We start from the raw sequence: 13,694 nt of genomic DNA, 5'->3' as shown, positions 1-13,694 counted from the left end.
AATTATAATTACAGGATGGGTTGATGTGGTATCATTATTGATAAGCTCTTCAGAGGAATATTCAGGGAAAAGTTCATTTTGTGCAGGACTTGGGATCATATTTAAAAAAATGGGATATTCAGTTGGATATATGAAACCTATCGGAAATCTGCTGGTCGATGTAGATGGGGTACTATCTGACCAGGATGCTGAAGATATGCGCACGATACTGGGATTTGAAGATGATCGCAAGTATGTAACACCTGTTCTGTTAACAGATAGCCTTATCAGCGATGCCCTGGGAGGAATCGACCGAGGCCTTGATAAAAAACTGGAAGAAGCCCATTCAGTGATTTCAAAAGACAGGGATATTGTACTAATAGAAGGAACAGGTGATGTCGGAGGAGGGGCCATGTACGGCTTATCTGATCCTCAGGTTGCTTCAAAACTTGGAGTGAAAATGCTACTGATCACTCGATATGACTCAATTTTTGCAGTCGACAGAATACTCTGTGACCTGAAGATAATCTCTCCGCAAGAAATACTCATGGGAGTTATCCTTAACGAAGTCCCGGAAACAGAAATGGACTATATAAGCGAAATGGTAATCCCGTTCCTTCATTCACAAAATATAAACGTTTTTGGATCAATACCCCTTGATTCAACTCTGCGCTCGATCCCTATTTCAGATATCGTTGAATACCTTCATGCTGAAGTTTTAACCGGGGCCGGTCATCTGAATGATCTTGTAGATAATTATCTGGTAGGAGCAATGGAAGTAAATTCTGCAATCAAATATTTCCGCAGATTCCCAAACAATGCAGTAATCACAGGTGGGGACAGATCAACAATTCAGCTGGCCGCAATCGAAGCAAAATCCAGATGTCTGATCCTTACAGGTGGACTGCGACCAAGCCAGGCAGTCCTTGCCAGTGCTGAAGAAGCAAACATACCTGTGCTTCTTGTAAGGGGAGACACAATGAGCACAATTGAGAGAATAGAAGATCTCATTGGTCATGCAAGAATAAAACAAAAAGCCAAACTCCAAAAAATTGTAGAACTTATCGAACAAAATATTGATGTAGAAAATCTTCTTCAGGATCTTAATTTAAAATAAAAATCATAGTATTCTGTAATAGAATAAGCCCTGTTATTCGATCAGAATCTCATATAAAAGCTTAAAAGTAAAAACACATTAGTTAAATTAAATAAATTCAATCTGGATTGAACTGATGATGAGGGATACGTTGACTGTAAAAGAGTTTCTGACAATTGATGATTTTGACCTGGATGGAAAAACGGTCCTGATGAGAGTTGATCTTAATTCTCCCATGGATCCGGAAGGAAATATTTTAGATGATCTTAGACTAAAAAGTCATATACCAACAATCACCGAGCTTAGTAGCTCAAAACTGGTTATTGTAGCGCATCAGAGCAGGCCAGGTAAAGATGACTTCACTACTATGAAACCACACTCTTTAAAGCTATCTGATTTTCTTGATCGAAGGGTCACTTATATTGATGATATCTTTGGAACCTATGCCCGAACAACCATATCCAATATGAAAAAAGGGGATATTGTTCTTCTTGAGAACGTAAGGTTTTATTCTGAGGAAACACTTGAAAGGTCTGCTTCTGCTCATTCAAAATCACATATGGTCACAAAACTTGCCCCTCTGCTGGATGTATATCTCAATGACGCTTTTGCAGTTTCTCATAGATCTCATCTATCATTAATGGGTTTTACCGAAGTCCTTCCAAGCGGCGCTGGCCGCCTGATGGAAAAGGAAATCCTGGCCCTTGATAAGGGTATAAAAGGCAGTGGACATCCAAACATTTTTGTTCTTGGAGGAGCAAAAGTTGATGACTCTCTAAAGGTTGCAGAAAGTGTTCTAAAGGCAGGGAATGTTGATAGAGTACTACTTACTGGAATAGTTGGTATGGTAATGCTTGCAGCAGATGATGTGGATATTGGGAAAGTAAATATGGAATTTATTGAAACACAGGGTTATATTGATCAGATCGAAAAAGCAAAAGAGCTGCTGAAGAACTTCAATGGACAAATTGCCTATCCCACCGATGTAGCACTCAATGATAATGAAAAACGCATAGAAGTCGATGTTGATGAACTAAAGGAGCAGAATCTGCCAATTCACGACATCGGGCTGGAAACCATTGTTTCATTTTCCAGAGAAATAGAAAAAGCAAATACTGTTGTTCTTAACGGACCTGCTGGAGTATCTGAAGTTGAGGAATTTGCACTCGGTACCCAGGAAATAATCAAAGCTGCCACCAAAGCTAAATATTCTATTGCAGGGGGAGGACATATTGCAGCAGAAGTTAGAAATTATGGCTATCAGGATCTTTTCTCTCATCTGAGTACAGGCGGAGGAGCATGTATTGATTACCTGGCAGGTGAAAAACTCCCTGGTATTGAGGCAATAAAAAAATCCGCATCCAGTAAATAATAGCCAAATCAATCTTTTATTTAAAAATATACTGAGTTACCTGACAATTTATCTTAATTAGCAGAAGACTCCTTGCGTAAGCTAGGAGATGAATGCGTACTAATGAGAAAGCATCATCTTTTTAACACCAATTATAAATAATGTTAAAGTCATTAGATAAAGTGTATGTTGAAAGCCTATAAATATAGATTGTATCCGAATAAAAATCATGAAGAAATGATTTCACAACATATTGGTGCTAGTAGATTCATCTATAATTGGGCTTTAGAAAATAAGATAAAATCATATGAAGCAGAAGGTAATTCTATATCAAGGTTTGCATTGAACAAAATGATACCTGAATTAAAAATAGAACATGTTTGGTTGAAAAATATTAATTCTCAATCATTACAGGGAGCAACACTTAATCTTGACAATGCATTTACAAAATTTTTCAGGGAAAAGAAAGGTTTTCCTAAGTTCAAATCAAGGAAAAATCCAGTTCAATCCTTTTCTGTTCCTCAACATTACAAAGTGGATTTTGAAAATAATAAAATTAAACTACCTAAGATTGGATGGATAAATGCGAAACTACATCGTAGATATGAAGGTAAAGAGAAAACAGCAACAGTAAGTAGAACATCTACTGGAAAATACTATATTAGTATTCTCATCGATGATGAAAAAGAAAATCCTGTAAATAAATCATTCAATATTGATACAACGGTTGGTGTTGATGTTGGAATCAAAGACTTTGCCATTACTTCAATTGGTGAGAAAATTGATAATCCGAAATATCTTAAAAACTCGATGAAAAGAATGAAAGTTTTGCAGAAAAGACTTTCCAAAAAGAAAAAAGGTTCAGCTAATAGACAAAGGGCAAAATTAGCAGTAGCAAAACTCCATGAAAAAATTGCCAACCAAAGAAATGATTTTCAACATAAGTTATCCTCTAAGCTCATAAGCGAGAATCAAGCGGTAGCATTGGAAACTTTGAACGTTAGCGGTATGTTGAAAAACCACTGTCTTACACAAAGTATAGCAGATGCATCATGGAGTTCTTTCGTAAAAAAACTCGAATATAAAGCCGAATGGTACGGAAAAACCATACTCCGTATCGGAAGATTCGAGCCAAGTACAAAAATCTGTAATGTTTGTGGCTACCACAACGGAAAGTTAACACTTACAGATAGAAAATGGCAATGTCCCGATTGTAAAACCAATCACGACAGAGATATTAATGCCGCTATTAATATCAAAAAGTTTGCTTTAGATAAGCAGAACTTAATAGGTATTTAGCACCGTAGGAACTACGGGAAGAGCTTGTGGACTTGTTCTCAAAAGAGAAAAGAATGAAGCAAGAAGCACCATGCGTAAGCGTGGTGTAGTTCACTTTACATATAAAAATCAAACTAAAGGGTGAAATAAATATGGTCGATCTGCTTGAAAAAGAAGAAGGAGAGCTGGCAGTTAAGATAGCCAGGAAGACAATAGAACATTATCTCGCCACAGGTGAGGTAATTGACCGGTCAGATTTTGAGGTTACATCCATCTTTTATGAACAACGGGGTGTTTTCGTAACTCTGAACAAGAAAGGAGCCTTGCGCGGATGTATCGGAAGACCGTATCCTGATCTGGAATTAATAGATGCGATCATTGACTCTGCAATATCTGCTGCTACAAAAGATCCAAGATTTCCCCCTGTACACAAAAAAGAAATGGCAGATATAGTTGTAGAGATAACAGTAATGACAAAGCCGGAGTTGATCGACATAGAACCAGAATCAATTCCTGAAATGATCTCTATTGGAAAACATGGCCTCATTATTAAAAAAGGATACTATCAGGGACTTTTGCTTCCTCAAGTCGCATCAGATCATCAATTAGATGAGGTGGAATTTCTGTGTCACACATGCCTTAAAGCCGGACTGTCTCCCCATGAATGGGAAACAGGTAATGTGAATATATACCGATTTGAAGGGCAAATATTTAAAGAAAAGGTACCCCGGGGAAATATTATTGAAGAAAGTCTGGATGATTCTTCATGCAGATAAATTACTATATCTCATAATCTGTTCCACTTTTCAATCTCCCTGCAGAGTTCATTTACATCTGTTGCAAGATACTCCAGTGACTTTTCGATCATCAGATTTACACGTCCTTCTGTTCCAAGGGTACGAAAATCGGTTCTTATCCCATATACAGGAACTTTTCTTGAATAAGCATAACCTACTTCCCATGCTGTGCCAGAATCCACATCACTGCCACCATCAAGAATAGCAACCATTACATCAGATGAATCTATACCCTGAATATTATTCTCAAAAATAATCAGATTCTTATTCTCATCTCTTAGAGTAGAGTTATCAAAGGCATCTTCCTGGGGAAGAAATACATTAAATCCATTTTTATTGAGAATATTTTTCAGCTGCTTATTGAAATTTCTTTCAGCTTCTGAAAAAAGCGGTCCTGCAAGATATACATTTATTTTCAATGCTATTCCTCTTCAAACATTAGATTTATGCTTATATCATTTATTTATTGCTTTTGTAATCGTCTCTGTATGTACCAATCATTTCCATTACTGATGATACGATCTGTATATGGGACTCATGCCTAGCATTATAAAATTTTATTAATCATTATAACTTATAATGTATATTTTTTTCTTTGCCAATATAACAATCTATATATAGAATTATACAATACTTTACATAGCTAAACACCTAAACTGATTAAAATCAAACCATCAGAGGACAGAATTATGAAGAAAGAAAACTACGGGCCAAATACTCTTGCATTACATGCCGGACAGGTTCCTGACCCTGCAACCGGATCAAGGGCTGTACCGATCTATCAAACTACCTCATACTATTTCAAAGACACACAGCATGCTGCAAACCTATTTGCATTAAATGAACTTGGAAATATATACACCAGATTGATGAACCCAACTACGGATGTTCTTGAGAAAAGAGTTGCTTCAATAGAAGGTGGTACAGGTGCACTGGCAGTATCATCAGGTATGTCTGCGATAACCCTTGCAATACTTGGAATAACAAGTCCTGGTGACGAAATAGTTTCAGCAGATAATCTTTATGGTGGAACATACCAGCTATTCAATCATACAATGCCAAAACTTGCAAGAACAATAAAGTTTGTCAACTCACAAAAATCAGATGAGTTTAGAAAGGCCATCAATGAAAAAACTAAAGCGATATACCTTGAATCAATAGGAAATCCAAAGCTTGATATCCCTGACTTTGAAAAAATCGCAGATATTGCGCACTCTGCAGGAATTCCACTGATAGTTGATAATACAGTAGGTGTCAGCATAGTAAAACCTATCGATCATGGAGCAGATATTGTAGTTGTGTCAGCTACCAAATTCATTGGAGGACATGGAACGTCCATTGGAGGATTGATTGTTGATTCCGGTAATTTTGACTGGAGCAATGGAAAATTTCCGGAATTTACCGATCCAGATCCAAGCTATCATGGATTAAGTTACTGGGATAGTTTTTCCAACTTTCCCGAAGCAGGAAACATTGCATTTGTTATGAAATTAAGAGTTCAGTTGCTCCGCGATCTTGGACCTGCATTAAGTCCGTTCAATTCATTCCTGTTCCTTCAGGGTCTGGAAACTCTTCCAATCCGAATGGAAAAACACTGCGAAAATGCTCTTCAAGTTGCCCTTTTCCTTAAAGATCATCCTCAGGTTGCATGGGTCAACTATCCAGGCCTTCCAGATCATCCATCACACAGCCTGGCACAAAAATACCTGAAAGGGAAATACGGTGCAATTCTGGGATTCGGAATCAAGGGAGGTATAGCTGCAGGACAGAAGTTCATTGAGAGCTTAGAATTATTATCTCATGTTGCAAACATTGGTGATGCAAAGAGTCTTGTTATTCACCCCGCATCAACCACCCATCAACAATTGACCAGGGAAGAAAGATTACAAACAGGTGTTACTGATGATTTCATCAGAATTTCAGTTGGACTTGAAGATCCTGAAGACATAATAAATGATATTGATCAGGCATTGAAGAGGTCGCAGAAAACATGAAAAAAGGATCATTAGGAATTGTGGAAACAAAATACTACCATCTTGAGGAAGAACTGAAGCTTGAGAGCGGTAGAAAGATCTCCGATGTAACCATAGCATATGAGGCTTATGGCACCCTTAACAGGGATAAAAATAATGTTATTCTTGTCTGTCATGCACTTACCGGTGATGCCCACGCAGCAGGGTGGCATAAAGGTGATAATAAACCGGGATGGTGGGACATATTGATAGGACCCGGAAAATGTCTTGATACAGACAAATATTTCATTGTTTGTTCAAATGTCATTGGTGGATGCCGGGGATCGACTGGTCCATCTTCAATTGATCCAGAAACAGGCAAGCCCTACGGCCTAAGTTTCCCTGTAATTACTATTAAAGATATGGTTAATGCCCAGAAGAAACTTCTTGACCATCTTGGCATTAGCAGCATTTATGCAGTTATAGGGGGGTCAATGGGAGGACTGCAGGTATTGCAATGGTCTGTATCCTACCCAGACTACATCAATAAGGCTATTGCGCTGGCAGCATCTGCCTATTCTTCTCCCCAGCAGATAGCTTTCAACGAAGTTGCCAGAATTGCGATAATTTCAGATCCTGAGTGGAATAAAGGAAATTACTACTATAGCAGACAGCCATCCCATGGCCTTGCTCTGGCGCGGATGATCGGGCATATTACTTATCTGAGTGACGAATCCATGAGAGAAAAATTCGGCAGGGAATTACAGGACAGGGACAGGTATAATTATGATCTTTCCATGGATTTCCAGGTTGAGAGTTATCTTCACTATAAAGGACGATCCTTTACAGAAAGATTTGATGCAAATTCATATCTTTACATAACAAAAGCAGTTGATTATTTTGATCTGACAGAAAATGGTTCATTAATAGACGGGTTAAAAGACATTAAGGCCAAGTGTCTGATAATTGCAGTTACATCCGACTGGTTGTATCCACCCTATCAATCAAAAGATATTGTAATGGCGCTAAATGCAAATAATGTTGATGTCACATATCGCGAGATTGAATCCAATTACGGCCACGATGCGTTTCTGCTAGAAGCCGGGCAGCTCAACTATGTAATTGGTGGTTTTCTAAACAATATCACTGTATCAGATATCATGAAATTGGATGTTGTGACCGTCCAGGAAGATATAAGCATAGAAGATGCTGCTCAAATAATGTTCGATAATGGAATAACACACCTGCCGGTTGTGTCTGATGATGAACAAATAAGAGGTATCATCACATCCTGGGATATTTCCAAAGCAGTAGCACTCAAATTCACCACACTTGATAGAATCCTTACCAAAAATGTGATAACATCAAGACCGGATGAGGGTATTGAAAAATGTGCCAGGAAAATGCAAAATAACAATATATCCGCTCTGCCGGTAATCGATGAAAATCGAAAGGTAATAGGAATCATAGGCAGTGATGAAATCAATAAAATGATCGGGAATCATCGATGTACCTGAAATGATACCTTTTTGCCCCGACCATACCTTCTGTGGTAATAACTTTAATTACTATTGGATGTGTATTAAAGAGTAGAGGATATTATATGTTAGATGCAGGAATTATCGGTGGGTCAGGATATACCGGTGGAGAACTTATCCGTCTTTTATACAATCATCCGGATGTAAATGTCAAAGTTGCTACATCAAGATCGTTTAGTGATCGAAAGGTATCAGATGTTCATAAGCATCTAAAGGGGTTTACAGACATCTGTTTTCAAAATCTTACACCTCAAAAGGTAAAAAGTGAATGTGATGTCATTTTTGTTGCTGTACCCCACGGAGCATCAATGAATGTTATACCAGAGATTGTGGATGAAAATACAAGGGTAATTGATCTGAGTGCAGATTATCGCCTGGACACCAGAGTATTTGAAAGTGTTTATGGAATGGTACATAAAGATCCCAGAAAAGCACCTTATGGTCTTGTAGAATTACATCCTGAGGTTGCAGATGAGAACTTTGTTGCAAATCCTGGATGTTATCCAACCGGAGCAATATTGTCTGCAGCACCACTTGCATCCAATAAACTTATTGAAACTGCAATATTTGATTCAAAGTCGGGAATTACCGGTGCAGGGATTTCTCCATCAAAGACTTCACATTATCCAAACCTGGCGGAAAACATCGTTGCTTATAAATTAACAACTCACAGACATAAAGCAGAGATTGTTCAGGAATTGGAAAGACTGGATCATAATATCAACAATATCAGTTTTACACCCCATGTTATACCTTCAATCAGGGGGATACTGACCACATCTCATCTATTCCTTAAAGAAGATATGGAATATGATGAAGTTATGTCAATCTATCAACAATTTTATAAAAATAATAAATTTATACGCATGGTAGAAGGTGTGCCTTCACTTGGAGGAGTAAGAGGATCAAACTTCTGTGATATTGGATTTGAAATGGACAGTGAAAACAGGCGTCTGGTAGTAATATCAGCAATTGACAATCTTGTAAAAGGTGCTTCAGGACAGGCAATACAGAATATGAACCTTATGTGCGGATTTGAAGAAACCACCGGTTTGTGGGTATCCGGGATTTCTCCATAAAATCAAATTTATTTTCTCATTGTACATACAATGTTCATATGAATTTGTATTTGTCATGTATTTCGTAGGTGGAATTATGAAAGTAAAAGATGTAATGAACTCAAATGTTATTTATTGTAAACCAGATGATAGAATCAGTGACGTTGCTCAACTGTTGCGGAAAAACGAAATCAGTGGGATGCCGGTTGTGGAAAGTGAAAAACTGATTGGTTTAATTTCAGAACTGGATCTATTGCAGTTGCTTGAAATCCCTAAACATGGTACTTACTGGCTTCCAAGCCCCTTTGAAGTTATTGAGATACCCATACGAGAACTGATAAGCTGGGAAGAAGCAAAACGTATGCTAACCAACATTGGAACAAAGCCTGTAAAAGAGATCATGAGAACTAAAATATATACAGTTTCTCCTGAAGATTCAATAGAAGAGGCATCCACGATTATGATAAAGAATAAAATTAATAGATTACCAGTTGTTTCAGAAGGTAAACTCGTAGGCATTGTTACAAGAGGAGATATCATAAAGGGCCTTGCAGATGTCTAAAAAGAAGGGTTTTGAATGAAAATCATAGATGGAGGAATCTGTGCAGTAAAAGGTGTCAGAGCTGCAGGAATCAAACAGGGAAAAATGGGAATTGCTGTGATCGATGGTGAAGGAAATGCAGCCGGTGTTTTTACAAAGAATAAGATCATTGCTGCACCTCTTGTAATTACAAGAAATAATATATATAAAACCCAGAGAATTGGTGCTGTCATTGTAAATAGTGGTAATGCTAATGCATTTACCGGGCAGCAGGGAATGGCAGATGCAAAAGAAATGGCCAGTATCCTGCACCATTATCTAAAATATCCGGAAGAAAACATTGCAGTATCTTCTACAGGAGTTATTGGCAGAAAGCTAAACATTGAGTGGATAAGAGATCATGTAGGTGAGGTAGTAAGATCACTGGATAGGTCTGCAGAGGCAAGCAGGAATGCAGCAGAGACAATAATGACCACTGATACTTTCCACAAAGAGATAGCTGTTGAGATGGATTGTGGAGTTCGTATAGGAGGAATTGCAAAAGGATCAGGTATGATAGAGCCAAATATGGGCACAATGCTTGCATTCATTTATACTGATGCAGATATAGCTTCCAATACCCTTGATATTTGCCTGAAAAAAGCTGTAGATCGCAGTTTTAATATGGTTGTTGTTGATGGGGATACCAGTACCAATGACATGGCACTACTGATCAGCACAGGCCTTTCTTCAATAGAGCCTGAAATTGATGATTTTCAGGAAGGGCTTGATTTTGTATTAACCTCACTTGCGAAAATGATTGCAAAAGATGGAGAAGGTGCAACCAAACTCATAGAAGCACATATTCAGGGAGCATCATCCCTGGAAGATGCAAAACTGGCATCCAAAGCTATAGTAAGATCAATGCTTGTAAAGTCTGCAATATTTGGAGAGGATCCAAACTGGGGAAGAGTGGTATCTGCAATCGGATACTCTGGATGTGATGTTGCAGAGGACAAACTCTCACTTTCTTTTTCAAATGAAGCAGGAAGCATTGATATCGTCAGAAATGGAAATATCATTGGTATGGAAGAGAACAACCTTGACATGTTAAGATCAATAATGTCCCAGGATAATATAATTATAAATGCAGATCTTAATATTGGAACAGGAGAAGCAACTGCATGGGGATGCGACCTTTCCTATGATTATGTAAAAATCAATGCAGAATATACAACATAAGCAGTAAATTTGGGAGTGAGCAAATGGATATTTCAGAGTGGGAGCAACAACATAATGATACGTATTTTGAAATGAAAGATGACCTCAAAAAAGTTAGAGGGGTTTTTGTTGCATACAATTGCAATATTGATGCAATCCGTCATATCGATGAAAATGACATAAATAAATTGTTAGAGCTGGTTGATGAAAAAAAGGTAAAAAGCAGATTGATGGAATACCCCCGCCAGATTGATAGTCCAGAAGATTTTGTTGCACGTCTTATTATTTCAATGCGTGACGGAAAAGCTGCAGAAGTGCCTACCTATACACTTGATATTCACGAATGGCTGAGTGAAAATCTCGGATCCGACGTATCCAGAATGGGAGGGCAAGCAGGTATTATATCAAATCTTCTGGCAAATATGGAAATAAAAAATATTATCGCCTATGTACCATGGTTAGCCAAAGAACAGGCAGAATATTTTGTTGATAAAGAAAATATGCTGCATCCAGTAATCGTAGATGGAAAACTTGAGCTCGTACACCCAAAAAATGCCTACAGTTCAGATAATGAACCAAAAGTAAACTGGATTATCGAATTTTCAAAAGATATTGATTTTGAATTTAGTGGAGAAAAGATCAGGGTTCCTAGAGATAACCGGCTTATTGTTTCTTCAAGACCTCCCTGGATCAGGATAGATATGGACCAGGAGATATATGAGCATCTTCAAGAAGTCTACAGAGGTATCGATGGTGCCATACTGGCAGGCTATCAGATGATAAAAGAAACAGATGAAGATGGGAATACCTATGATCATTATGTGGAAAAATCCGTCAAGTTGATTAAAAAGCTAAAAGAAGTTAATCCTTCAATAAGAATTCACGTTGAGTTTACCTCCATACAGAACAGACTTATCCGCAGGGTGATACTAAAACAGATAGTGCAGGAACATGTACATTCCCTGGGCCTTGATACCGTAGAGGTTGCAAATGCACTCAATGTTCTTGGATATGAAGAGCTTGCATATGCGGTAATCAAGAAGGATGAAAGAGCTATAGATGCTCTTTATGAAGGTTCTGTTATTCTGCTCCATGAACTGAAACTTGAAAGAGTTCATGTACATTCTCTTGGCTATTACATATGTGTTATTTCAAAAAACAGCCCGGCAACTCCTGAAGATCATAAAAAATCTTTACTTTTTTCATCAACAGTAGCTGCTGCCAGGGCCCTTGTAGGTGATATCAGCAAGCTGGATGATTGCGATGCTGGTTTAGATGTTCCTGTATGGGAACAGGGCTACAATAAATTTGAAACGCTTGAAAGTCACCTGATACAGAGAGGAATCGGTACTCTTAAAGATCTTGAAGATGGGTGTGTATGCACTCCAACCCATGATGTGATAATCATCCCAACAAAGGTTGTGGAAAAGCCTGCTGCTACAGTGGGAATTGGTGATACGATCTCTGCAGCTGCCTTTGTCAGTATGTTATCCAGAATACAAAAAAATAACTTGGCCAAAGTACGGGTTTGATCATGAGAATATTATGTGCCTATAATGTCAATATTGATTCAGTATACAGAATAAATGGTAATGAAATATCTACTCTCATCAGATCCATGAATTTGGATGAAAAAGAAATTCTGAAAAAAGTAGATGATCCTCCTGGATTGATCTGTTCTATATCTGATTTTTTTTCCGGCCTCATTGGATGTATGCAGAAAGGAGAAGGTGCAGAATGGATTGTGTATAAAGATCCTGTTTTTGAATTTTTAAAATCTACCTTTTTTGATAGATCTTCTATTAGAATGGGAGGAAATGCGGGTATTATGGCAAATGTACTTTCAGAACTGGGAGCTGATGAGGTGATTCCAAATGTTGTCGCCCCCTCAAAAACACAGCTATCACTTTTCTCCAGAAAATCTATGATCATACCAAAAGAAATGTTCAGAAAAGAGGTAGAAGATAAAATAGATTCTGCACCGAACAAGCAAATAAATGATCATAGGGAGCTTATACATTTTGTATTTGATTTTGATAGAGGAGATAGACTGTCCATTGCCGGAAATGAGATAAGAGTTCCACGGGAAAACCGGTTTATTGCAACCTATGATACAGAAAATATAAAGCTTGAGATTGATAGTGGTTTTGAACTCTACGCTATGCGCCATATACATGAAATAAACGGAGGAGTGGTTTCTGGATTTCATTTGCTGATGGAAACATATCCAGACAGTACAACATACTCTGACAGGCTTGAAAAGGTGATAATGCAGATCAGATCGTGGAAGAAGCTGAATCCTAAATTAAAGATCCATGCCGAATGTGGGGATTTTTCCAGTGAGGAAATCGCTTATAATGTATTCTCATCTCTTTCAGGTTCAGTAGACAGTATTGGGATGAATGAAGACGAGCTATCAATGATTGCAGAAATTTACGAAATTCCCTCTAAAAAGATCAAAGAAATGGATTGTAAGGCCATACTTGAAGTTACCGTTAAGATAATGTTGCTTACCGGACATAAAAAGATAATTATCCATACAAGAGATTTCATTATATCTGTTTTCAAAAATAATTGTTCCAGCCCGGAAGTGGAAATTGAATCGATGAATTTTGGAATAAAAGCAGCAGCTACTTTTGCAGCTACCGGGAAGCTTGAAGGTCGAAGATTTATTGAAAGCACAGTGTCCAACCTGAAAGAAAGCAGTTATGGAATAGATCAAATGAAAAAAATAGCAGAAAATATTTCAGGCACAATCTATGGCAGGGGATTGTACGCAGTTAAAGATGACTGCACAGTATGTATAATTCCATCTATCCTCACTGAGAAACCTGTATCCACCGTCGGCCTGGGAGATACTGTATCCGCTGCAACTTTTTTAAGATACCTGGAATTATGGTGATT

At 37.9% G+C, this 13,694-nt stretch carries 12 protein-coding genes; 11 read left to right on the top strand and 1 reads right to left on the bottom strand.

The genetic code is table 11. From position 1 onward, the window contains the following. The first annotated feature begins 25 nt into the window (after positions 1 to 25). The 4 genes from MZHIL_RS04235 (at position 26) to MZHIL_RS04220 (ending at position 4,480) form a co-directional block, all read left to right on the top strand. On the top strand, positions 26 to 1,096 hold the full coding sequence (locus MZHIL_RS04235) for a phosphotransacetylase family protein (protein ID WP_013898131.1): 1,071 nt from the start codon (positions 26 to 28) through the stop codon (positions 1,094 to 1,096). Between the two features lie 118 nt (positions 1,097 to 1,214). Continuing rightward, positions 1,215 to 2,447: a phosphoglycerate kinase gene (locus tag MZHIL_RS04230; RefSeq protein ID WP_048815640.1), complete on the top strand. Its 1,233-nt coding sequence runs from the start codon at positions 1,215 to 1,217 to the stop codon at positions 2,445 to 2,447. A gap of 165 nt (positions 2,448 to 2,612) precedes the next feature. Then, entirely contained in the window at positions 2,613 to 3,725 is a 1,113-nt protein-coding gene (gene tnpB / locus MZHIL_RS04225) for an IS200/IS605 family element RNA-guided endonuclease TnpB (RefSeq protein ID WP_013898129.1), read from the top strand. A 131-nt stretch (positions 3,726 to 3,856) separates the two neighbouring features. Continuing rightward, entirely contained in the window at positions 3,857 to 4,480 is a 624-nt protein-coding gene (locus MZHIL_RS04220) for a TIGR00296 family protein (RefSeq protein ID WP_013898128.1), read from the top strand. A gap of 11 nt (positions 4,481 to 4,491) precedes the next feature. Here MZHIL_RS04220 and MZHIL_RS04215 read toward each other — a convergent pair whose 3' ends face one another. Further along, positions 4,492 to 4,920 carry a nucleoside 2-deoxyribosyltransferase gene (locus MZHIL_RS04215; protein ID WP_013898127.1) on the bottom strand — a complete coding sequence of 143 codons (429 nt, stop codon included), beginning with the start codon at positions 4,918 to 4,920 and terminating at the stop codon, positions 4,492 to 4,494. Positions 4,921 to 5,190: 270 nt separating this feature from the next. Here MZHIL_RS04215 and MZHIL_RS04210 point away from each other — a divergent pair, with 270 nt between their 5' ends. The 7 genes from MZHIL_RS04210 (at position 5,191) to MZHIL_RS04180 (ending at position 13,692) form a co-directional block, all read left to right on the top strand. Then, a complete protein-coding gene (locus MZHIL_RS04210; RefSeq protein ID WP_013898126.1) occupies positions 5,191 to 6,495 on the top strand; it encodes an O-acetylhomoserine aminocarboxypropyltransferase/cysteine synthase family protein in 1,305 nt (434 codons plus the stop codon). Continuing rightward, entirely contained in the window at positions 6,492 to 7,970 is a 1,479-nt protein-coding gene (gene metX, locus MZHIL_RS04205; RefSeq protein WP_013898125.1) for a homoserine O-acetyltransferase MetX, read from the top strand. Before MZHIL_RS04210 ends, metX begins: the two co-directional genes overlap by 4 nt. Before the next feature lie 86 nt (positions 7,971 to 8,056). Beyond that, the gene (gene argC, locus MZHIL_RS04200; protein WP_013898124.1) at positions 8,057 to 9,070 is read left to right on the top strand and encodes an N-acetyl-gamma-glutamyl-phosphate reductase; all 1,014 of its coding nucleotides are present in this window, start codon (positions 8,057 to 8,059) and stop codon (positions 9,068 to 9,070) included. 76 nt (positions 9,071 to 9,146) lie between these two features. Next, on the top strand, positions 9,147 to 9,611 hold the full coding sequence (locus MZHIL_RS04195; RefSeq protein ID WP_013898123.1) for a CBS domain-containing protein: 465 nt from the start codon (positions 9,147 to 9,149) through the stop codon (positions 9,609 to 9,611). Between the two features lie 15 nt (positions 9,612 to 9,626). After that, complete coding sequence (argJ, locus tag MZHIL_RS04190) at positions 9,627 to 10,811, top strand: bifunctional ornithine acetyltransferase/N-acetylglutamate synthase (protein WP_013898122.1); 1,185 nt, start codon at positions 9,627 to 9,629, stop codon at positions 10,809 to 10,811. A gap of 23 nt (positions 10,812 to 10,834) precedes the next feature. After that, on the top strand, positions 10,835 to 12,322 hold the full coding sequence (gene pfkC / locus MZHIL_RS04185; protein ID WP_013898121.1) for an ADP-specific phosphofructokinase: 1,488 nt from the start codon (positions 10,835 to 10,837) through the stop codon (positions 12,320 to 12,322). Positions 12,323 to 12,324: 2 nt separating this feature from the next. After that, positions 12,325 to 13,692 (top strand): ADP-dependent glucokinase/phosphofructokinase, encoded by a 1,368-nt coding sequence (locus MZHIL_RS04180; protein ID WP_013898120.1) that lies wholly within the window; start codon positions 12,325 to 12,327, stop codon positions 13,690 to 13,692. Positions 13,693 to 13,694 lie beyond the last annotated feature (2 nt).

It is taken from the genome of Methanosalsum zhilinae DSM 4017 (assembly GCF_000217995.1).
In the GTDB taxonomy this organism is placed as follows: Archaea; Halobacteriota; Methanosarcinia; order Methanosarcinales; family Methanosarcinaceae; genus Methanosalsum; species Methanosalsum zhilinae.
Note: the sequence above shows the minus strand (reverse complement) of the source record. Positions and strands in the feature narration are given on the sequence as shown.

Excerpts from the sequence above, each read along its gene's own strand:
- MZHIL_RS04210 (WP_013898126.1), top strand. The coding sequence starts at position 5,191 with ATGAAGAAAGAAAACTACGGGCCAAATACTCTTGCATTACATGCCGGA.
- argJ (WP_013898122.1), top strand. The coding sequence starts at position 9,627 with ATGAAAATCATAGATGGAGGAATCTGTGCAGTAAAAGGTGTCAGAGCT.
- pfkC (WP_013898121.1), top strand. The coding sequence starts at position 10,835 with ATGGATATTTCAGAGTGGGAGCAACAACATAATGATACGTATTTTGAA.
- MZHIL_RS04195 (WP_013898123.1), top strand. The coding sequence starts at position 9,147 with ATGAAAGTAAAAGATGTAATGAACTCAAATGTTATTTATTGTAAACCA.
- metX (WP_013898125.1), top strand. The coding sequence starts at position 6,492 with ATGAAAAAAGGATCATTAGGAATTGTGGAAACAAAATACTACCATCTT.
- MZHIL_RS04220 (WP_013898128.1), top strand. The coding sequence starts at position 3,857 with ATGGTCGATCTGCTTGAAAAAGAAGAAGGAGAGCTGGCAGTTAAGATA.
- MZHIL_RS04180 (WP_013898120.1), top strand. The coding sequence starts at position 12,325 with ATGAGAATATTATGTGCCTATAATGTCAATATTGATTCAGTATACAGA.
- tnpB (WP_013898129.1), top strand. The coding sequence starts at position 2,613 with ATGTTGAAAGCCTATAAATATAGATTGTATCCGAATAAAAATCATGAA.
- MZHIL_RS04230 (WP_048815640.1), top strand. The coding sequence starts at position 1,215 with ATGAGGGATACGTTGACTGTAAAAGAGTTTCTGACAATTGATGATTTT.
- argC (WP_013898124.1), top strand. The coding sequence starts at position 8,057 with ATGTTAGATGCAGGAATTATCGGTGGGTCAGGATATACCGGTGGAGAA.